General features: G+C 70.7%; 21 protein-coding genes. 11 read left to right on the top strand and 10 right to left on the bottom strand.

Annotated elements, in window-relative coordinates; all coding sequences use genetic code 11:
- Together ACVTJA_RS49750 and map are read left to right on the top strand one after the other, a co-directional pair.
- Positions 1–222 carry a hypothetical protein gene (locus ACVTJA_RS49750; RefSeq protein ID WP_206723636.1) on the top strand — a complete coding sequence of 74 codons (222 nt, stop codon included), beginning with the start codon at positions 1–3 and terminating at the stop codon, positions 220–222.
- The gene (gene map / locus ACVTJA_RS49745; RefSeq protein ID WP_465831611.1) at positions 219–1,211 is read left to right on the top strand and encodes a type I methionyl aminopeptidase; all 993 of its coding nucleotides are present in this window, start codon (positions 219–221) and stop codon (positions 1,209–1,211) included. The genes ACVTJA_RS49750 and map overlap by 4 nt, the downstream gene beginning before the upstream one ends.
- Here the strand turns inward: map and ACVTJA_RS49740 are convergent.
- Positions 1,198–2,121, bottom strand: a complete 924-nt coding sequence (locus ACVTJA_RS49740) for a DMT family transporter (protein WP_465831610.1) — start codon at positions 2,119–2,121, stop codon at positions 1,198–1,200. The two genes, map and ACVTJA_RS49740, sit on opposite strands and share 14 nt — an antisense overlap.
- Before the next feature lie 188 nt (positions 2,122–2,309).
- Positions 2,310–2,684, bottom strand: a complete 375-nt coding sequence (locus ACVTJA_RS49735; RefSeq protein ID WP_465831608.1) for a DUF2917 domain-containing protein — start codon at positions 2,682–2,684, stop codon at positions 2,310–2,312.
- Between the two features lie 193 nt (positions 2,685–2,877).
- Here ACVTJA_RS49735 and ACVTJA_RS49730 point away from each other — a divergent pair, with 193 nt between their 5' ends.
- On the top strand, positions 2,878–4,314 hold the full coding sequence (locus ACVTJA_RS49730) for an aminotransferase-like domain-containing protein (protein WP_465831606.1): 1,437 nt from the start codon (positions 2,878–2,880) through the stop codon (positions 4,312–4,314).
- A gap of 3 nt (positions 4,315–4,317) precedes the next feature.
- On the opposite strand, the gene ACVTJA_RS49725 is transcribed toward ACVTJA_RS49730, so the two are convergent.
- The 5 genes from ACVTJA_RS49725 to ACVTJA_RS49705 all read right to left on the bottom strand — a co-directional run bounded on the left by ACVTJA_RS49725 (position 4,318) and on the right by ACVTJA_RS49705 (position 9,926).
- A complete protein-coding gene (locus ACVTJA_RS49725; RefSeq protein ID WP_465831603.1) occupies positions 4,318–5,733 on the bottom strand; it encodes a serine hydrolase domain-containing protein in 1,416 nt (471 codons plus the stop codon).
- 188 nt (positions 5,734–5,921) lie between these two features.
- A complete protein-coding gene (locus ACVTJA_RS49720; RefSeq protein WP_465831601.1) occupies positions 5,922–6,617 on the bottom strand; it encodes a hypothetical protein in 696 nt (231 codons plus the stop codon).
- 36 nt (positions 6,618–6,653) lie between these two features.
- Positions 6,654–7,301 (bottom strand): YiaD family glycine zipper/OmpA-like lipoprotein, encoded by a 648-nt coding sequence (locus ACVTJA_RS49715; RefSeq protein WP_465831599.1) that lies wholly within the window; start codon positions 7,299–7,301, stop codon positions 6,654–6,656.
- Between the two features lie 128 nt (positions 7,302–7,429).
- On the bottom strand, positions 7,430–9,274 hold the full coding sequence (locus tag ACVTJA_RS49710; protein WP_465831597.1) for a metallophosphoesterase: 1,845 nt from the start codon (positions 9,272–9,274) through the stop codon (positions 7,430–7,432).
- On the bottom strand, positions 9,264–9,926 hold the full coding sequence (locus tag ACVTJA_RS49705; RefSeq protein ID WP_465831595.1) for a cupin domain-containing protein: 663 nt from the start codon (positions 9,924–9,926) through the stop codon (positions 9,264–9,266). The genes ACVTJA_RS49710 and ACVTJA_RS49705 overlap by 11 nt, the downstream gene beginning before the upstream one ends.
- A 98-nt stretch (positions 9,927–10,024) precedes the next feature.
- On the opposite strand from ACVTJA_RS49705, the gene ACVTJA_RS49700 reads away from it, so the two are divergent.
- Entirely contained in the window at positions 10,025–10,486 is a 462-nt protein-coding gene (locus ACVTJA_RS49700) for an acyl-CoA thioesterase (RefSeq protein WP_465831593.1), read from the top strand.
- 77 nt (positions 10,487–10,563) lie between these two features.
- Entirely contained in the window at positions 10,564–11,334 is a 771-nt protein-coding gene (locus ACVTJA_RS49695; RefSeq protein WP_465831592.1) for a class I SAM-dependent DNA methyltransferase, read from the top strand.
- Here ACVTJA_RS49695 and ACVTJA_RS49690 read toward each other — a convergent pair.
- Positions 11,315–11,779 carry a winged helix-turn-helix transcriptional regulator gene (locus ACVTJA_RS49690; RefSeq protein ID WP_465831590.1) on the bottom strand — a complete coding sequence of 155 codons (465 nt, stop codon included), beginning with the start codon at positions 11,777–11,779 and terminating at the stop codon, positions 11,315–11,317. The two genes, ACVTJA_RS49695 and ACVTJA_RS49690, sit on opposite strands and share 20 nt — an antisense overlap.
- 106 nt (positions 11,780–11,885) lie before the next feature.
- On the opposite strand from ACVTJA_RS49690, the gene ACVTJA_RS49685 reads away from it, so the two are divergent.
- Positions 11,886–12,740: an SDR family oxidoreductase gene (locus ACVTJA_RS49685; RefSeq protein ID WP_465831588.1), complete on the top strand. Its 855-nt coding sequence runs from the start codon at positions 11,886–11,888 to the stop codon at positions 12,738–12,740.
- Between the two features lie 51 nt (positions 12,741–12,791).
- On the opposite strand, the gene ACVTJA_RS49680 is transcribed toward ACVTJA_RS49685, so the two are convergent.
- Together ACVTJA_RS49680 and ACVTJA_RS49675 are read right to left on the bottom strand one after the other, a co-directional pair.
- On the bottom strand, positions 12,792–13,532 hold the full coding sequence (locus ACVTJA_RS49680; protein ID WP_465831586.1) for a CTP synthase C-terminal region-related (seleno)protein: 741 nt from the start codon (positions 13,530–13,532) through the stop codon (positions 12,792–12,794).
- Between the two features lie 277 nt (positions 13,533–13,809).
- Complete coding sequence (locus ACVTJA_RS49675; RefSeq protein WP_465831584.1) at positions 13,810–14,973, bottom strand: hypothetical protein; 1,164 nt, start codon at positions 14,971–14,973, stop codon at positions 13,810–13,812.
- Positions 14,974–15,173: 200 nt separating this feature from the next.
- On the opposite strand from ACVTJA_RS49675, the gene ACVTJA_RS49670 reads away from it, so the two are divergent.
- The 5 genes from ACVTJA_RS49670 (at position 15,174) to ACVTJA_RS49650 (ending at position 20,292) form a co-directional block, all read left to right on the top strand.
- On the top strand, positions 15,174–15,557 hold the full coding sequence (locus tag ACVTJA_RS49670; protein ID WP_465831582.1) for an Mpo1-like protein: 384 nt from the start codon (positions 15,174–15,176) through the stop codon (positions 15,555–15,557).
- 366 nt (positions 15,558–15,923) lie between these two features.
- On the top strand, positions 15,924–16,646 hold the full coding sequence (locus ACVTJA_RS49665) for a YebC/PmpR family DNA-binding transcriptional regulator (protein ID WP_465831581.1): 723 nt from the start codon (positions 15,924–15,926) through the stop codon (positions 16,644–16,646).
- Between the two features lie 76 nt (positions 16,647–16,722).
- On the top strand, positions 16,723–18,228 hold the full coding sequence (locus tag ACVTJA_RS49660; protein WP_465831579.1) for a DUF6068 family protein: 1,506 nt from the start codon (positions 16,723–16,725) through the stop codon (positions 18,226–18,228).
- A 42-nt stretch (positions 18,229–18,270) separates the two neighbouring features.
- A complete protein-coding gene (locus ACVTJA_RS49655; RefSeq protein ID WP_465831578.1) occupies positions 18,271–19,476 on the top strand; it encodes a serine hydrolase domain-containing protein in 1,206 nt (401 codons plus the stop codon).
- Positions 19,477–19,551: 75 nt separating this feature from the next.
- Positions 19,552–20,292 (top strand): AHH domain-containing protein, encoded by a 741-nt coding sequence (locus ACVTJA_RS49650; RefSeq protein ID WP_465831577.1) that lies wholly within the window; start codon positions 19,552–19,554, stop codon positions 20,290–20,292.
- Positions 20,293–20,294: the final 2 nt, after the last annotated feature.

Raw genomic sequence — 20,294 nt, 5'->3', positions numbered from 1 at the left:
ATGGTGAAGACGGAAGACCTCATCGACGCCCAGGGAGTGGCCGGGTTGCTGCGCCTGAGCCACGCCAACAGCGTCAGTACCTACCTGCGCCGCTACCCGGACATGCCGCGGCCGGTGCTGGACCTGGGGGCCGGACGCCCCCGGCTCTGGCTGCGACCCCAGGTGGTGCGCTGGATGCGCGCCCGCCAATCCGAGCAGCTCAGCGTTGGAGGTGAATCATGACCACCGCCGTTCCCCGTACGCCCCCCGCCGTGCTGCCCGGGCCGAATGACACCTGCTGGTGCGGCAGCGGCTCCAAGTACAAGAAGTGCCACCGTGGCCTGGACGCCGCCGAGGCCCGCAAGAAGGGCCCGGAGGCTCGCAAGGGCGTGCGCCCCGGCATCATCAGCCCGCGCCGCACGGTGCCGCTGCACATCCCCCGTCCGGACTACGCGGAGACGGGCCGACCCGGCCGCCGCACCGCCACGTCGGAAATCAATACGCCGGACGTCATCGCCCGCATGCGCCGCGCCTGCAAGGCCGCCGCCGAGGTGCTCCAGGAGGTGGCCTCGCACGTGCGCCCGGGCATCACCACCGACGAGCTGGATGCGATTACGCACGAGGCGTACATCAAGCGCGGCGGCTACCCGAGCACGCTGAACTACCACAACTTCCCGAAGTCGCTCTGCACGTCGGTCAACGAGGTCGTCTGCCACGGCATCCCCGACAGCCGCGCGCTGGAGGACGGGGACATCATCAACCTGGACATCACCATCTACCTGGATGGCGTGCACGGGGACTGCTCGGCCACGTACTTCGTGGGCAACGTGGACGCGGAGAGCCAGCGGCTGGTGAAGGTGACGCGCGAGTGCCTGGACATCGGCATCGCCGCGGTGAAGCCCGGCCGGCCCATCAGCGACATTGGCCGAGCGATTGAGGACCACGCGACGAAGAACGGCATGAGCGTGGTGCGGGCCTACTGCGGCCACGGGATTGGCGAGACGTTCCACACGTCCCTGCAGATTCCCCACTATTACGAGCCCGAGTCGAACACCCTCATGCAGCCCGGGATGATTTTCACGGTGGAGCCGATGATAAATCAGGGCGGGTGGGGCAGCCGGACGTGGGACGACGGGTGGACCGCCGTCACCACGGATGGCAGCCGCAGCGCGCAGTTCGAGCACACGCTGCTCGTCACCGACGCGGGCGCCGAAATCCTCACGGTGCCTTGAGCGAGGCGGCGGGCTCGGGCGTGGGCAGCCGTTGCACGCGGCTGCGCACGCTCCCCAGCACGCAGGCCACCACGAGCAACGCGGCGCCCAGGGTGTCGCGCCCCACCTCCTCGCCGAGCAGCAGCGCGGACCAGCCGAGTGTGAGCAGCGGCTGGAGGAGCTGAATCTGGCTGACGCGGGCCACGCCTCCGAGCGCGAGCCCGCGGTACCAGGCGAAGAAGCCGAGGAACATGCTCACCCCCGAGACGTAGGCGAAGCCGGCCCACGCCCGGAGGCTGACGTGCGACGGCAGGCCCGCAGTGTCGAGGTTGAGCGCGATGATGGGCAGCAGCACGGGCACGGACATCACCAGCGCCCAGCACAGCACGCGCCAGCCGCCGAGCTCGCGGGACAGGGCTCCGCCTTCCGCGTAGCCCACCGCCGCGGCAGCGATGGCGAGCAGCATCAGCGCGTCTCCCGCCGTGGGCTTGCCCGCGCCCTGTGCGGCGGCGAAGGTCAGCACGGCCGCGAGGCCCGCCGCGCTCACCAGCCAGAAGGTGGTGGAGGGGCGCTCGCGAGCGCGGAACACCGCCGCGACGGCCGTGGCCGCGGGCAGGAAGCCCACCAGCACCGCGCCGTGTGACGCGGGCATGGAGCGCATGGCGATGGCGGAGAGGAGCGGGAAGCCCACCACCACGCCGGCCGCGACGAGCGCGAGCCGGGGCCAGTAGCGACGCTCCGGGAGACGCTCGCGCCGGAGGGCCAGCAGTGCGGCCGCCAGCGCCGCCGCCACCACCGCGCGGCCGAGTCCCACCAGCGTGGTCCCGAGCTCCGGCACGGCCGCGCGAGTGGCCGGCAGCGTCATGCTGAAGGCGAGGACTCCGAGGGCGCCGAACAGCAGGCCCTCGCGGGTTCTGGATGATTCCGTCATCGACTGTGCTCCTTCGGGCCGTGGGGCCGGTGCGCGGACCGCGCGGTGTGCGTGCTTGTTGGTGTCTTCGTGCTGCCTGGGCCTCGGGCCGTGGGCCGCGTCGCCGGTGTGCTGAGGGCCGCGCCGCCTGCTGCTTCAGGATATGCCGTCATGGCCCGTGAGCCTTCGAGTGCAAGGCGCCATGTGGGTTACGTGCACTGCCGTGGCGCGCTGGCCTCGGGGCCGTGGGGCGAAGGCTCCCGCCCGGTGCTGGAGGGCCACCTCGCGACGCCGAAGCGCGCGGGCCGCAGGGCCTGCACCACCACGTGCCCCGGGGCGTCCACGTGCGCTGTGTCGCCGGGGCGGAGCACCCAATCCCTCGTGTCTCCCTCGCACGTGAGCCACAGCAGCCCTTCCTCGCAGGCGAGCGCCAGGTGCTCGCCGCCGTGCAGGTGCGCGCTCCAGAGGGTGCCCCCATCCAGGCTCAGCGGCCCCGCGCTCCCATCGCCGCGCACCCCGGGCCTCAGCCGCTCCGCCAGCGCCCGCATCCAGTCGTGGAAAGTAAAGGCCGGGGTCACCGTCATCGCCGCCTCCTGTCCCGCGCAACATGCGCCCCGCGGGCAGAACAGAACAGATGCAGCGGTTTGTAATTGTGACCAGTACAGTCAGTGGAGTGAGAACTGTACCGGTCACAGTCGGGGGCAGGTGTATCTGGGCGGCGGGAGGCAATCCGATTACCGATGACGGCCACGGGGCGACACGCTCCGGGGAGGACGCATGGGCGCGCTGGCACATCGACCGAAGCTGTACGAGCAGGTAGCCGAGCGGCTGGGAGACGCAATCTCAGCGGGTACGCTGCGAGCGGGGGACAGGCTGCCCTCCGTGCGGCAGCTCAGCCTCCGCGAGCGCGTGAGCATCTCCACCGTGCTCCAGGCGTACCTGCACCTGGAGTCCGTCGGCCTCATCGAGACGCGCCCGCAGTCCGGCCACTACGTGCGCCGCCGCGAGCGCCCCCGCCTCGCCGAGCCCCAGGTGTCCCGGCCCGTCGCCGCCGCCACGCCCGTCACCGTCAGCGCGCTGGTGGCGCGCGTGTACCGCTCCGCGCACGAGCCGCGGCTCGTCCAGCTCGGCGCCGCGTGGCCCGCCCCCGAGCTGTTGCCCACCCGGCGGCTGTACCGCGAGCTCAACGCCCTCACCCGCGAGGCGGGGGACGCCGGCATCGTCTATGACTTGCCGCCCGGATGCCCGGAGCTGCGGCAGCAGCTCGCGCGCCGCTCGCTGGACTGGGGCTGCGCGCTGTCCGCCGAGGACTTCATCACCACGTGCGGCGCGTCCGAGGCCGTCAACCTGTGCCTGCTCGCCGTGGCGCGCACCGGCGACACCATCGCGATTGAGTCCCCCGCGTACTACGGCACGCTGCAGGCGATTGAGGCGCTCGGCCTGCGCGCGCTGGAGATTCCGTGCAGCCCGCGCTCCGGCATGGAGCTGGATGCCCTGCAGGCCGCGCTGGAGCGCAGGCGCGTGGCCGCGGTGCTGGTGGTGCCCAGCTTCAGCAACCCGGTGGGAAGCTGCATGCCGGAGGAGAACCGCAAGCGGCTGGTGGCCATGCTCGCCGAGCGCGACGTGCCGCTCATCGAGGACGACATCTACGGCGATTTGCACTTCGGCCCGGAGCGCCCGCGCTCGTGCAAGGCGTTCGACACGACGGGCAACGTGCTCCTGTGCGGCTCGTTCTCCAAGACGCTCGCCCCGGGCTTCCGCGTGGGCTTCGTGGCGCCGGGCCGCTTCCGCGAGCGCGTGGAGCTGCTCAAGTTCTCCCACACCGTGGCCACCGCCACGCTGCCGCAGCTCGCGATTGCCCGCTTCCTGCAGGAGGGTGGCTACGACAGGCACCTGCGCGCGCTGCGGCGCCGGCTCGCCGCGCAGGTGGAGCGCATGGCCGAGGCCGTGGCCGAGCACTTCCCCGAGGGCACGCGCGTGGCGCGCCCGTCGGGCAGCTCGCTCCTGTGGGTGGAGTTGCCGCCGCGCGTGGACGCGCTGGAGCTGCACTCGAAGGCCCTGGAGGCGGGCATCAGCATCGCGCCCGGGCCCATCTTCTCCGCGCGGCCGGACTCGTACCGCAACTTCTTCCGGCTGAGCTGCGGCTACCCGTGGACGCCGCGCATCGAAGGCGCGGTGTCCACCCTGGGGAGCCTGGCGCGCAGCCTGGCGTGAGGCTCACAGCGGCCGGAGCCTGAAGAACGTCAGCCGGTCATCCTGCGCGAGCCCCACGGAGAAGCGGAACTTCATCGGGCCGAACGTCACGAGGTACGTGTACACGCGGTCATCGCCCAGCGTGGTGCGCTCCACGAGGACGAGGGGGCTCGGAGGTCCCAGCGGGCTCAGGTGGGACTGGTACAGCTTCGTGCCGTCCGGGAAGAAGCCCGCGCGGACGTACGCGAAGTCGGCCTGGGTGAGCGTCCCCGCGCGGGCCTTCTCCAGCAGCTCCGTGGCTCGCGCGGTGATTCGAGGCTCGCGGTCCTCGATGGGCGTGGGGACGGACAGGGCGAGCGCGGGGGCGACGAGGGGAGCGATTCCTTCCGCGAAGCGAGAGGGATTCCCCGCCGCGGAGTTGGTCAGCACGACGATGGAGACGCCCTCTCCCAGGGCGCGGCCGAAGTAGCTGGTGAAGCCCTGCCACGCGCCGGTGTGCTGGTGGAGCGGCTTCCCGGCGCGCTCGTCGAGCTGCCAGCCAAAGCCATACGGATACGTGGCACCGCTGTTGAGCGGGGCGGGCGTGAGGATTTCCTTCCAGCTCTCCGGCTTGAGGATGGCCCGTGCCTGCACGGCCGCGTCCCACGCAATCATGTCCCGCACGGACACGTACATGGAGCCGTCCGCGGTGGTGTTGAGCGTGGGGGACACCCACTCCTGGTTCTTCAGCACGCCGTCGACCATCCGGTAGCCGGCGGCGCGGTGGGGGATGATGTCCGCCTCGTTGATGATGCGCGCCGTCTTCATGCCGGCGGGCTTGAAGACCTTCTCGCTCAGCACGTCGCCGTAGAAGGTGCCGGAGACGCGGTTGACGATGATGCCCAGCAGGACATAGCCGGTGTTGCTGTAGGACCAGCGTGAGCCGGGATTGAACTCGAGCTGTGACGCGTAGGCGAAGCGCGCGAACTCCTCGTCGGTGTAGTCCTTCCGGTAGTCGAGCTTGCCCTCCAGGTCCGGCAGGCCGGACGTGTGGTTGAGCAGGTGGCGCACGGTGATGCCGCTCCACGTCGCGGGGGCGTCGGGGAAGAACTTCGAAATCGGGTCCGTGAGGGAGAGCTTCCCTGCTTCGACCTGGAGCATCACCGCCATGGCGGTGAACTGCTTTCCGAGGGAGCCCGCCTGGAAGATGGTTTCCGGGCCGGCGGGGACCTGGTGCTCCAGGTTGGCGAAGCCGTAGCCCTTCGCGACGAGGACCTTGCCGTTCTTCACGACGCCGATGCCGACGCCGGGCACCTTCTGGCGGTCCAGTTCCGCGCGCACGAAGGCGTCGATGCGCGCGACGAGCGGGCCCTGGGGCTGGGGCGCGGCGTCGGCGCGGCTCGCGGTGAGGGACAGCAGGAGGACGGAGAGCAGGGTGAGCCTGCGGATGATGCAGCGCACGTGAGCGACTCCTTCGTGGCGGGACGGTCCGCACCGCCGACGGAGTACATACCGCGCTCCTCCGTGACAGGGCTACGTGAGGCTTCGCGGGGGAGCGCACCGCGTGACGGGTCTGCTGGGAGGGTCAGCCGGTGAAGAGCAGCCCGGTGCTCTCGCAGGTGGTGCGGTTCGCGGCAATGGCATCGACATCAGCGAGCAAAGAGCAGTCCCGCGTGTGCGCTCGCCGCCCGGTCCACCGCACGCGTCACCGCGTCGAGCGCGACGGCGGGATTGCCCCGGCTCGCGAGCGACAGTCCGCGCTGGAGCATGGAGGTGAAGCGCGCCATGCCTCGCACGGGCTTGTAGTCCGGCGGTCCGCTCAAGTGCTCACGGAGGTCGTCGCGCACCTGCTTCACCTCGGTGGCCGTCCAGTACCCCAGCGAGGGAACCTGACGCTTCAGGCCGATGCCTTCGCCCACGGCCATGCCCGGCGCGCGGCCCCAGACGAGGTGCCTCCAGAGCTGGCGCGTCCGCTCCGGACACGCCGAGCCGATGACCGCCTCCGCCGCCTGCACGTCCCTGTCATCCGGTGACAAATCGGTGGCTCGTCCCAGCGCGCTGCCCGCCGCGTGCTCGCCCCGGACGAAGAAGTCGGACAGGTCATCGAGCAGGTCTACCACCGCGTCCTGGAAGCGCTCGGGCGGCCGGGCCAGCGCCGCCGCGCCCTGGTGCAGGAGGTGGTCCACGAGGTCCACCGTGGCCTGGAGGTCCTCATCCATCTCCTCGCCCGCGGGCGCATTCGAGGTCCACTCGTGGATGAACCAGACGCGGAACGCCGTGAGCCGCTCCGGTGTGAGCACGCCGGTGAGGCCTTCGCCGGGGGAGAGGAAGAAGCAGACGTCCATGGCGCCCTTCTACCCCGGGACGCGATGGACGTGTGCTCAGCCGCGACCCGTCACCTGGGGCATGTCGATGTGCAGCTCGACGCGGCGGTTGGCCATGCGGCCCTGGTCGGTGGAGTTGGGCGCGACGGGCTCCGTCTCACCCTGGCCGAGCACCACCATCTGCCGCTCCTCCACGCCGCGCCCCTTCAGCACGCGAGCCACCGCGTCCGCGCGCCGCAGCGACAGCGACTCGTTGTAGGGCTCCGTGCCCCGGCTGTCCGTGTGGCCCTCAATCGTGATGCGGTCATCCGGGTACTTCGCGAGGATGTCGCCAATCCGCGTGAGCTGCTGCACCGCGCTGTCGGTGAGCACGGCGCTGTTCGTCTCGAACAGCAGCTCGTTCTGGAGATTCACCAGCAGGCCGTGGTCCGTCTTGCGCGTCTCGGCGACCTTCTCCAGCTCCTGTGCGCGCTTGTCGAGGTAGTTGCCCACGCCGGCACCCACCGCCGCGCCCGCCGCCGCGCCGATGGCCGCGCCCTTCCAGCCTCCGGCGACGGCACCCGCGCCAGCGCCCGCGACTCCGCCCACCGCCGCGCCCGTCGCCGTGCGCTTCCCCGGAGTGGCGCAGCCCGCGCCCACCATCACCGTGGAGAGGAGCACCGCCGCCGCCGTCTTCCGAACCGTCGTGTTCTTTCGAGTCGTCACGTGAAGCCTCCTTGTCCCTGGCTTGGAAGGCTCCACACGGTGGAGATTCACGCGGCACTTGGGGAGGCCATGGCGCCTGCCTGCTCTCCAGGCAGCACATGCCTGGAGGGCCGTGGGGCAGGCGGGCGCTACACGCGAATGGGCGGCTCAATCAGCACGGGCGGCGTGGCCTTCGGGTCATCCGGGTCGAAGGCGGGGACGTACGGGCCGGCGTGAGTCTCCTTCCATTTGCGCGGCACGCGCTCGACGCCCACCGGGTACACCTTGAGGTGTCCGTCCTCGTTGATGTGCAGGCGCAGGAAGTTCTTCCAGTCCGGCAGCGCCAGCGAGATGAACGCCTCGTTGGAGTGGGCCCCGAAGAGGTTGACGCTCAGCCAGAGGTACAGGCCCATGACGAACGGGCCGACGAGGAAGCCGCCGAGGAAGGTGAAGCCCGAGGACAGGAGGAACTTGCCCGCCAGGTGCGCCCAGCCCGCCGTGCAGTGCATCCCGTCCGCCGTCAGGTCCGGACACACTCCGAGACAGCTCACCGTGAAGTACGTGGCGCCCCACGCGGTGAAGAAGGCGCCGAGGATGTGGCCCAGTCCGTGGAGCGTCCCCGCCAGCGTGCGCCACCTCCCGTAGTGCGAGTCCGCGAAGCCGATGAGCCCACCGATGGTGGCCAGCCCCAGCACCATCGTCCACGGCCGGCTCACCATGCTGTTGGCCACGGCCATGACGACCTGGGGCAGCTTCGTCAGCCCCAGCGAGCCCACCTCCGCGTACGCCGCCAGCGCGAGCAGCAGGTAGAGCGCCCCCGTCATGAGTCCGAAGAGCGGGCTGTGGCGGATGAGGAAGAGATTCTTCCGCGCGAGCTTCCGCGACGTGCGCTCGTCCGGGAAGCTCTTCTGCAGCCGGTAGCCGTCGCGCAGCACGTGCGCGGCCGGCGCGTGCGTGGGGTGCAGGAAGGCGCCGCCTCCGCCCGCGGTGATTTTCTGCCGGCCCGCCGCGTCCTCGTGGCGGCGGTAGTGGTGCAAGTCACCGGCGAGGAAGACGCTGATGCGCCGGCCGAGCACCTTCTCCTGGAGGTACTCGAGGTTGTTCTCCAGGTAGCTGCCCTTGCGCCGCGAGGCCGCCGCGAGAATCCACGCGGGCTCCGCGTTGCAGAGGATGACGCGGTCATCCGGCCCCATGTGCTGGGCCACCTCGCGGAAGTACTCCACCTGGGGCACGTCGATGTCGCTGTTGAGCTGCACGTCCGTGCCGATGAGCCACCAGCGGTGCGGCAGCTTCAGCGCGAAGTAGCTGCGGCTCTGCCGCGTGCGCCGGCCCGCAATCCACCGGTTGGCGCAGAACAGCCGCATGAAGGCGGAGAGCCCGTCGTACCAGTCGTGGTTGCCCGGAATGACGAACAGGTCCGGGTTGGGCGTGTGAGAGCGGCGCATGGCCGCCTCGTAGGGCTGCACGAGCCGCTCCTCGTACGTCTCGCGGCTGGCGCCGGGGTACACGCCGTCACCGCCGAAGACGAGGACGCGGCCACGCTGCGTCTCGTGCGGCTCGCCTCGGGAGGTGCCGCGCACCGGCAGCGTCAGCCGGGGCAGCGCGAGCAGCCGGGCGATGGTGTACGTGGAGTTCCACCCGTCGCCGGTGTCCGCCACGTAGTCGAGCCAGAAGTCGCCCTCGGGCAGCGTCTCCTGCGAGTAGTCGAAGTAGGGGGCCTGCGGCCGCACCACGGCCTCGATGAGGCGGTGGTCCGCTCGGGCGCCGAACACCGCCGCGACGAGGGCGTCCAGGCCGGTGCGCAGGAGCTGGGCGGGGTGGAGCCAGCGCACCATGTCCGCGCGCCGGTGCGGATTCGTCGCCGTGCCGCTTTCGGAGACGGGCACGCCCTCGCGCGGTGACACCGGCTGGGGGCGTTCAGTGGTTACATGGAGCGGCGAGGATTCGTCGGGCTCCTTCGCTCGTGCGGCCGCCTGGTTCCGCTCAGCGGCCATGGGGCGGCTTCTCCAGGGGGCCCTGCGTGAAGCGCTGCTCGGGGCCGGGGCCGGCGTACACCTGCACCGCCTTGAACGTCGCGCCCGGCACCACGCGCGCGGAGTGCTTCGCTCCCGCGGGGATGTAGACGGCGTCTGCCTTGCCGACGCGCAGCTTCTCTCCGTTGACGGTCATCTCCGCCGTGCCCTGCTCGATGTAGAGAATCTCGGCGCTCGCGTCGTGGGTGTGCTCGGGCACCTCGGCGCCGGGTTGCAATTCGAGCAGCGTGACGGATGCGGCGGTGGCGCCCGTGGACTGATTGAGCAGCAGCGTCGCGCGGCCCTTGCCCCCGGCGATGACGTGGCGCGGGGCCTCGGAGGTGGGGACGCGGTAGCGCACGGAAGGTGCGGCGGGCGCGGGGGCCTGGGCCGTCGAGGCCGGCGGAGCGGCGGACGGCGTCGCGGGCACGGCAGGCGGAGTGGCCGTCGATGCGGCTGCGGGCTTCGCGGAGCTCGCGGTGGGCTGGGGCGCCGCCTGCGCAACGGGGGCGGAGGCCGACGGAGACGCAGTGGGCTTCGCGGAGGACGCGGGGGCCGGCGCGGGCTCGCGAGCCCAGGTCGGCGTGGCGGTGCCTGCGACGGCGAGCACGGGAATCAGGAGGCGGGAGCGCATACGTGTCCTGAATTACCACGGCCCCGGCCCTTGTCTGGAGAGTAGGCGGGCACGGTTCTTCGTTCCCTGGACGCTCGCCCTGGGGCACCCTGGCCGGCATGTCGCACTCCCCCCTGAAGGACTTCCCCGTCGTCGTCCCCTTCACGCTCCACTGGAGCGAGATGGACGCCTTCGGCCACGCCAACAACGCCCGCACCTTCACCTGGTTCGAGTCCTCCCGCATCGCCTACTTCGCCCGCGTCGGCCTCACCGGCCCCTCGGGCGCGGGGGAGGACCGGACGCCGGGCGGCATCGGTCCGATTCTGGCGGCAACCCACGCGGAGTACCTGCGCCCCGTCGTCTTCCCCGCGCGCCTGCTCGCCGGCACGCGCGTCACCCGCATCGGCACCTCGTCCATCACGATTGAGCACGCGGTGGCCAACGAGGAGGACGGCCTCCTCTACACCCGCGGCGGCTGCGTCATCGTCACCCTGAAGTACGGCACCCACGAGAAGGTCCCCGTCCCGGCGCACATCCGCGCCGCCATCGAGTCGCTGGAGGGGCGCTCCTTCGGCCCATGAGCGACGGTCCACCAAGGGACGTCCGTGTGCGCGAGAGAAGGTGCGCGCCCCGCCATGAGTGGTAGGAATCGCCGCACATGAGTGACGCGGTGCTGGGGTTCTACGAGGGACTGGCGGAGGAGTACCACCTGCTCTTCGCCAACTGGACGCAGACGGTGGAGCGGCAGGGCGCCGCGCTGGATGCCCTGCTGCGCCGCTGTGGCGAGCCTCCGCCCCGGCGCGTGCTCGACTGTGCGTGTGGCATCGGCACCCAGGCGCTGGGGCTGGCGGCTCGCGGCTACACCGTCCACGCCACGGACTTGAGCCCCGCCGCCGTGGCCCGCACCGAGCGCGAGGCCCGCAAGATGAACGTCCACCTCTCCACCGGCGTGGCGGACATGCGCACGCTGGACACGCAGGTGGCTGGCACCTTCCCCGTCGTCATCGCCTTCGACAACGCGGTGCCGCACCTGCTCACCGACGAGGACCTGGACGCGGCCGCGCACGCCATGGCGGCGAAGCTGGTACCGGGAGGCCTCCTGGCGCTGAGCATCCGCGACTACGACACGCTGGTGGCGCAGCAGCCGCGCTTCACCTCGGAGCGGGTGCTGGATGCGCCCGAGGGACGCCGCATCCTCTTCCAGCTCTGGGACTGGTCCGCGGACGGGCGGACGTACACGGTGCACCAGTTCATCCTGCGCCCCGAGGGCAGCGGGTGGCAGACCACCGAGCACACCGGCGTGTACCGCGCCCTGCACCGCGTGGAGCTGGAGCGGGCCCTGACGCGGGCCGGGCTGATGGACACGCGGTGGTACTCGCCGGAGGAGACGGGTTTCTACCAGCCCATCCTCACCGCGCGCCGGCCGTGAGGCGGCGGGCCCGGGGCTCGCTGGCGTTCTTCCGGGGAGACTGGGCCTGCTTCGCCCGCGCCTCGAAGACGCGGGGCAGGTTGTCCTCAATCCAGTCGGTGAGCGCCTCCATGTGGGTGGCGACCTCCTCGCCCATGGGGGTGAGGCTGTAGTCCACGTGCGGGGGAATCACCGGGTGGACCTCGCGCAGGACGAAGCCGTCCTCCTCCAGGGCGTGGAGCGTCTGGGCGAGCATCTTCTCGCTCACCCCGGACACCTTCCGCCGCAGCTCGCTGAAGCGGTGCGTGCCGTCCTGCAGGGCCACCAGCACCAGCACGCCCCAGCGGCTGGTGACGTGCTCCAGCACGCCTCGGGAAGGGCACTCCGCCGCGTACACATCGCCCCGCTGCTCCGCCCACTTCGCCATCTGTTTGCGCAGGTGCTTGGGCTGCTTGCTCGCCGTCATGTCAGTAGCTTACCTCAAGGTAGGTACTTACGGAAAGTTAGTACCGCCGTTACGGTGAGTCTCGCGATTCAACGCAGGACCCACTTCGTTTCTGGAGATTCACCCCATGATTCTCGTCACCGGTGCCACCGGGAAGCTCGGCCGTCTCGTCGTCGAGGAGCTGCTCAAGAAGGTTCCCGCCAGCCAGGTCGCCGTGGGCGTCCGCGACCCCGCGAAGGCTGGCGACTTCGCCTCGCGCGGCGTGCAGGTCCGTCAGGCGGACTACAGCAAGCCGGAGACGCTGGGGCCGGCGCTGGCCGGGGTGGACAAGGTGCTGCTCATCTCCGGCAACGAGGTGGGGCAGCGGGCGCCTCAGCACAAGGCCGTGGTGGACGCGGCGAAGAAGGCCGGCGTGAAGCTGCTGGCGTACACGAGCATCCTGCGCGCGGACACCTCGCGCATGGCGCTGGCGAAGGAGCACAAGGCCACGGAGGAGGCCATCCGCGCCTCGGGCGTGCCCTTCGTGTTCCTGCGCAATGGCTGGTACTTCGAGAACTACACGGAGCACCTCGGGACGGCGCTGGCGCAGGGGGCCATGGTGGGCAGCGCGGGCGAGGGTCGCATCGCGGCGGCCACCCGTGCGGACTACGCGGCGGCCGCTGCGGCGGTGCTCACCACGCCGGGGCACGAGAACAAGATTTACGAGCTGGCGGGTGACGCCCCGTTCACCATGGCCGAGCTCGCCGCCGAGGTGTCTCGCAAGGCGGGGAAGGCGATTGCCTACAACAGCCTGCCGTCCCAGGAGTACCAGGGCATCCTCACGGGCGCCGGTGTGCCGGGGCCGTTCGCCGAGATTCTGGCGGACTCCGACGTCGGCGCGTCTCGCGGCGAGCTGAACGACAGCTCCGGCACCCTGCGCAAGCTCATCGGCCGGCCGACGACGTCGCTCGTGGACGCGGTGGCGGTGGCGTTCAAGCACTGAGGCTTGTCGGGCGGCCCCTCGTGAAGTGCTCGGAGGGGCCGTGTCCTGGTATCAGCCAACGCTCTTCGTGGGCTGCATCCGTGCGGCCCGCGCGGAGGCAGCCGCGAGGAACGCCTGTACGAGCGGATGCGGCTGTCCCGTGCTCGCACTCAGCTCGGGCTGGAAGAGTGTGGCGAGGAAGAACGGGTGCCCGGTGAGCTCCACCACACGCACGGAGCCCTCTTCGTCCTCGCCGGTGATGCGCAGCGGTGTGCCGTCGAGCACGTGCCGGTAGCGCGTATTGAGGCCGTAGTTGCAGTGGTAGGCCTCGGTGGATTCGGTGTGGCCGAAGGCACGGGCCGCCTGGGAGCCCTCGCTCAGCTTCACCTTGCCGCGCACGCCGACGAGCGAGCAGGAGAGGGCGCCGACCAGGGGCATGGTGGCGTCCGGATTGGACTCGGCGTGGTCCGCGTCGCGCAGGCCGAGCACGCTGCGCGCGAACTCGATGAGCGCGTGCTGGAAACCTCCGCAGGTGCCGAGGAAGGGGATGCCCTGCTCGCGCGCCGTGCGAATCGCGGTGAGGGCTCCGTCCATGCTCTCGTAGGGACTGCCGGGCACGCACCAGACTCCCGCGAACGCGGTGAGCGTGTCTGGAGATGCTCCGTGCAGCTCACGCGTGCTCAGCCAGATGGGCTCCGCGGACACGCCGAGCTCCCGGCCCGCGAGCTCCAGGGCGACAGGAATGGCGCCATGCGCGCGCACGGTGGGACTCCGCTCTCCCACGAGACCGATACGAACGACGGGGTGGCTCACGATTCCTCCTGACGGTTCGACCGCTCCGGGCGCCAAGGGCATGCTGTTCGGAAATGTCGGGGGTTTTGTGGCGGCGCTCTCGCCCCGTCACCGCAACGGCCCGGGCAAATGTCCCGACATTTCCGAACAGCACGCTGCCAGGAGCGTCCGGACCCGTGGCTCAAGTCGTTCCCGTGAGCCGGTCTGTCGGGTGCAGTGTCTCTCGGCCCGCATCGTGCCTTCAGGGCCAGGCATCCCCGCCGGGGATGGGGCGTGCCGAGCACCGTGTTGCTTCGAATCAGGCGCCGCGCTTCGCGTCCGCGGGGGCGTTGGGATGGCGGACGAGGAGCATTCGCAGTTGCGGCTGGCGGCGGACCGCTTCCTGCCGCAGCAGGTGCGCGATGAGGGCCGGCGGGGCCGCGCTCCAGCGCGCGATGTTCTGGATGAGCATGGGCGAGCGGTAGGTGCGTCCGCACAGCAGCGACGTCGTCTTTCCGTCCACCGGCATGCCGATGAGCGCCGCCAGCGAGCGGCCCTCGGTGTTGATGATGAGCTCCACCTTCTCTTCAGCCGGTCCGCTGGCGAAGCGCTGGCGGAGCACCTCGCGCGCCGAGCGCCGCGTGCCCTCGGGGATGTCGCGGTCGTTCGTCACCTTGTGCAGCTCCATGAGGCGCCGCGAGCCCCACAGCCGGCGGAACAGGCCCGAGGGAAGCTGCGGGTTGCGCACCAGCCACCGCCGCACGCCCGCGTCCGCCGCGAAGGCCGCGCGCCCGCACAGCGCCTCCAGCCCCACCGGGTTGCGGTGGTGGCGCGCCACCAGCCGCGCATGCGCCAGCCCCGTGCGCGCGTTCTCCAGCACCGCCTTGATGACCGCCGGCACCGGGTCGAAGCACAGCGCCGACAACACCGGGTCCTCCGCCGAGTGCGCGTGCGCCACGCGCTGGTCTTCGGGCAGCGGGTGCAGCCGCGTCTCGAAGAGCTGGCGGTAGTTGCCCTGCGCCACCTCCGACTCTTCTTCGGCGGCGGGCTCCGGCTCGTCCGAGGCGTCGGCTTCCGAGGGCGCCTCGGCCTCCTGCGCCGTCAGGTCCAGCGTGGGGAGGTCCTCTTCTGCTTCAGCACCGGGGCGCGACGCAGGGCGGCTCGCGCTCTGTACCTGCGCCGCGCGGGCCTGGAGCGGATGGGCTTCCGGTGTCGGAGTCGTGGCCTCGGGAGGTTGGGCCGCGGGTGCCTGCGCGGGCGACGCACCCGGGCTCGCGGCGGCGACGGCGGGGAGCAGGGCGCCTTCGGAGACGAGCCGCGTGAGGATGGTCTTCAGCTTCTCCACCGGCAGCCCCGTCAGGGCGGGGAGGTTCCTCGCCGGAGTGGCGCCGTCCAGGCGCGAGAGCACGAAGCCCTCCTCCGCGCTGAGCGCCAGCTTCCGCAGGTCCACCGTGGGGTTCAGCTTGGGAATCCATTCCGCCATCACCCCGGAGTCTCCCACGAGCCGCGAGCCTCGCGGAGCAGCCGACTTCCCCCTGTCGACACCCTGTCGCAAATTGCGCGTGAGACTGGAAGCGCGGCTCCTGGAGGGTTGGCCGGCGGGCATCCGGCCGTGTCCGTGCCTACACGCTCCGACCCGGGGCAGGTTGACGCCGAGCCCTCTGCTGGACACAACTTCACCCTATGTCCGACCGCATCCAGACCTATGCCGAGTTCTGGCCGTTCTACCTGCGGGAGCACGCGCTGCCGTCCACGCGCTGGCTCCACTTCGTGGGCACCAGCCTGGGCACGGGCATCGGCATCACCGCCGCCGTGGCGGGGAACGGGTTGCTCGTGCCTGCCGCGCTCGTGGCCGCCTACGGCTTCGCGTGGTTCAGCCACTTCGTCATCGAGCGCAACAAGCCGGCGTCCTTCAAGTACCCGCTCTGGTCGCTCATCTCCGACTACCGGATGGCGGGGCTCATGGCCCTGGGCAAGCTTGGCTCGCACATGGACCGCGCCCTCGCGGGCGGGCCCGGCTCCGGCGCCGCGAACCGCATGGCCGCGGCACCGCAGCAGGCCCGGTAGCTCCGAGCCCGTTCCGGCTGTCCGGCCTGGTGGCGCAGGATGCCGGGGCTTGCTCGGCCGTCATGTCCCGCTTCTTCGAGCAGTCGACGGTGAAGGTGAAGGTGAAGGTATAGCTGACGTCGACGGGCTTGCCCTGGTAGCGGATGGGCTCGAACCGGCTGCGGGGATTCTACCCGGGTGCTGACCGCACAGCCGAGTGGGGTGTTGGGGCAGCAACACCCCGGGGCCCGCCCATCGTCCGTCCCGCCGAGCCGTCCGCCCCGCCGTAGGGGAGGCGCCACATTCCGGCCGGGCCACGACCGTACCGCGCGCGAAGCCGCGTGGGAGTAGCCACGCGTCGGGGGGCCGACCTATACACTCCCACCCATGGGACGCATTTTCGAGACACGCAAGGCCACGATGATGGCCCGCTGGAACAAGATGGCGAAGGTGTTCACGCGCATCAGCAAGGACATCGCCATCTCCGTGAAGGCCGGGGGGCCCAATCCCGACTCCAACTCCACCCTGCGCCGGGTCCTCCAGAACGCTCGCGCGGCGAACATGCCGAAGGACAAGGTGGAGGCGGCCATCAAGCGCGCCAGCGGCGAGACGGGGTCCAACTACGAAATCGTGCTCTACGAGGGCTATGCCCCGCACGGCATCGCCCTGCTGGTGGAGACGGCCACCGACAACGTGGTGCGCACCGTGGCCAACGTGCGCATGCACTTCAACAAGTACGGCGGCAACCTGGGCACCACCGGCAGCGTGGCCTTCATGTTCCAGCGCATGGGCGTCTTCCGCCTCAACCCCGAGGGCGTGAATCAGGACGAGCTGGAGCTGGAGCTCATCGACCACGGCCTCCAGGAGATGGGCGAGGGCACCGGCGAGAAGGGCGAGAAGCAGCTCATCATCCGCTGCGCCTTCACCGACTTCGGCCAGCTCCAGCACGCGATTGAAGCCAAGGGCCTGTCGCCCATCTCCGCCGAGTCCGAGTACGTGGCGCAGAACCTCATCGAGCTGCCCGAGGACAAGGCCACCGAGGTGCTCGAGCTGGTGGACTCGCTGGAGCAGGACGACGACGTCCAGCGCGTCTTCCACAACCTCGCGTGAGCCGGGCGCACGACTGCCTGCCTGGTGGGGGCCCGATGTTGGGTGGCCCTCCCGTCCCCATGCCATGCTGCGCGCCGTGAGAAAGCGTCTTCCAGCGTTCTGCGCCGCGCTCCTCGTGGCGGGCGCGGGCTGCGACGAGTTCCGCTCCGGCCCGTCCCGGCCGGTGCCCGGCACCGTCGAGGCTCCGGGCCAGGACGCGGCGTCCCGCGCGCCTTCCGCCCCGCACAATGCGTGGAGCGAGGCGCGCGTGGGAGACGCGGTGGAGTACGAGTACACGTACGACAGCGGCTCCTTCCGGCAACCCGAGTCCCGCAGGCGGCTGAGCGCCACCGCGAAGCTGCAGGTGGTCTCCATCCAGCGCCCCTGGGTCTGGGTGCAGGCCACGTTGAAGGTGCAGAACGCCGCCACGCCCGAGCGCCGCTTCCTCATCCCCGTGGACAGCGAGCGCGTGCCTCCGCCTCCGCCGCGCCCCAGTCCTCCGCCCGGCGCGGACGACCCGCGGGTGGCGAGGCGGATTGGCGATGTCTCCGTCACCTGCGTGGAGGGTGGGACGGATGACCGCCCCGCGGACGGGCCCGTCACCTACTGGTGTGACACGGACGCGCCGGAGCACTACCTGGCGCGGCGCCTCTGGGAGAAGTCCACCGGCGGGGGCATGTCGGGCAGCTACTTCAGCTCGAAGCTCCAGGCCACCCGCATCCAGCGGGGCGCGCTGAGCCAGCCGGTGCCGCCGCCCTCGGACATTCCCCGGCTCTACTCCCCGGAGACGTGGTGCCGCCGCGTTCCCGTCTCGGGCCACCATGGCGCGGTCGGCGCGGAGCAGCAGGAGACCTTCATCGGCGGTTGGGGCCTGTCGCGGCGGCGCGCGTTCTCCCGCGTCCTGCGCACGGCGGAGGACCTGGGGCGCACGGACCTCTTCATGCTCGCGGACGGCTGGTACGACGCGACGCCGTGGTCCGAGGAGCCCACCGGCTCGCTCCTCGACGCGGTGCTGGTCATCGCCCGCATGGAGGGGCAGCAGCCGGGGCATGACGGGAAGGCCACGCCGGGGCAGTTCCGCCTGGGCTCGAGCGCGGTGGTGGAGAGCCGCGCGTTCGAGGACTCCCTCTTCCGCCGGGAGTACGCGGCGGACCCGTGGGCGCCGGCCTTCGACGGGCTGCCGTGGCTGGTGCGCTGGGAGCCGCTGCTCGAGGTGGAGCTGCCCGACGGCCGCGTGCGTGGGGACAGGCTGTGGGAGTGCGGGCCGGGGCCGCTGGCGCCCTCGCCCATTCCCGAGGGCGAGCTGCCGGACCGGGTGGGTCCGCATGAAGTGGCACGCCTCGCCAACGCACAGGAGTTGCAGAAGGCCTGCGGGCAGGTGGCCTTCACCGGCAAGCCCCAGCCCTACACGTTGAAGGTACAGGTGGAGACGGATGGGAGCGTGCGGTCCGCCACGCTGAGCGCCTCGGGGCGCGTGTCGCCCCGGGACGCGGTCCCGTCCAGGCGTCTCCGGTGTCTGGAGGGGAAGGTCCGGCAGCTCCGCTTCCCGGTGCACCGGGTGCGCACGCCCCCGATGGAGACGGTGCTCGTCCTCTTCCCCTGAGCCCCTGAGCTTCACACGACGCTGTCCGAAAAGGAGCGGGTGATGAGCAGTGGAGGCTGGTCGAAGGCGCGGCTCGGCCGCATGCACGACGTCATGGCCCGTCACGTGGAGGAAGGTCGCGTGCCCGGCTTCGTCTCGCTGCTCAGTCGGCGGGGCGAGGTGCACGTGGACGTCTCTGGCGACAAGGCGCTCGGCGGCGGGCCGATGCGGCGGGACACGCTGTTCCGCATCACGTCCATGACGAAGCCCGTCACCGCGGTGGCCGCGTTGATTCTGGTGGAGGAGTGCAAGCTGAGGCTGGACGAGCCGGTGGACCGGTGGCTTCCCGAGCTCGCGAATCGCCGGGTGCTGAAGCGGCTCGCGGCGCCGCTCGATGACACGGTGCCGGCGAACCGGCCCATCACCGTGAGGGATGTGCTCACCTTCCGGATGGGCTTCGGGCTCGTCATGCCGCCGTCGGGGGCGCTGCCCATCGAGAAGGCCATCCATGAGCTCGGGCTGAGCCTCGGGCCGCCGAAGCCGGCGACGCAGCACTCTCCCGACGAGTGGATGCGCCGGCTCGGGACGCTGCCGCTGATGCATCAGCCCGGTGAGCGGTGGATGTACAACACGGGCTCGCACGTGCTGGGCGTGCTGATTGCTCGCGCGTCCGGACAGTCGCTGGAGACGTTCTTCCGCGAGCGCATCTTCGAGCCGCTCGGCATGAAGGACACGCACTTCACGGTGCCGGCGGAGAAGCTGGAGCGGCTGGCGACGTCGTACATGGTCAATCAGGGGACGGGAGCGCTGGAGCTGCACGACGGTGTGCAGGACAGCCAGTGGAGCCGCCCTCCCGCGTTCCCGGATGGTGCGGCGGGGCTGGTGTCGACGGTGGATGACTACTTCGCGTTCGCGCGGATGCTGATGGGCAACGGGAAGCTGGGGAGCTTCCGCGTCCTGTCGCGGCCGACGGTGGAGGCGATGACGACGGACCAGCTCACGCCCGAGCAGAAGGTGGCATCGGGGTTGGTGCCCGATGCGTGGGGGAGCTTTGGCTGGGGCTTCGGCGTGTCCATCGTCACGCATCGAGATGGCGTGGCGGCGGCGCCGGGGCGCTATGGATGGGATGGGGGGTATGGCACGGCGTGGGCCAACAACCCGGAGGAGGAGATGATTTCCCTCCTGATGACCCAGCGCGCGGGCTTCCCCACGCTCAATCCCGTGTATCAGGACTTCTGGACGCTGGCTTACGCGGCCATCGACGACTGAGTTGTCGTGAAGGTGATTGCCGGGTACCCCGGGGGACAGTTCTGGAGGTGGCGGGCACGGGAGTCTGCTCTTCCCATGTCTGTCACCATCCGAGGCCGTCGGGTGCTGTTCCTTCAGTCCCAGCCTGGGGATGGGCCCAAGCCCCCGAAGAAGCCTCCCTGCAAGTACTGCAGGAAGCCCGAGCATGCGTTCGCACCGAAGTGGGGGAGCCACATCGGCAACTCGATGTGGCTCAGCGAGGCCATCCTGGAAGGCCGGGAGCCGGAGTCGCACGACTGGTACACGGGGCCGAGGTCCATCGCCGCGCACCACCTCATCTGCTCCGAGGCCATGGCGGATGACGAGGACTGGGCGCGGTTCTGCCGCGAGTACGGCTACAGCATCGATCGGAAGCCGAATGGCGTCATGCTCCCGTCGCGGATGGATGTCGCCTGCGAGCTCCATGTGCCGCTGCACCGGGGTAACCATGCCGCGGGCTGGGCCGAGGACCTGGGCCTGGCCTACCCACAGGCCGTCGTCTCGAAGCTCGACGGGGTGAGGGCACAGCTCGAGCGAGGTGCTTTCTGCGAGGACCCGGCGAAGCTCACGCGCAGGCTCGACAAGCTGAGCGCGGAGATTCTCATGAAGGTGGCACGCTTCTCCTGGACGCTCTCCGCGGATGGACGTGACTACCAGGAGGGCGGGCCCGGGTGCGCGGGCGTGCAGAACATTCCGGACAAGCCGCGACGCGCATGTCCTCACGGGCGGAAGCATGGAGCGGTGCACGGCGTCACCGGGAAGCCGCTCTCTCGTCGTCCCCTGAGCGCTGGGACTTGAGC

It is taken from the genome of Pyxidicoccus sp. M6, assembly GCF_055568925.1.
The sequence above is the reverse complement of the archived record's forward strand: the minus strand, read 5'-3'. Positions and strand labels throughout refer to the sequence as shown.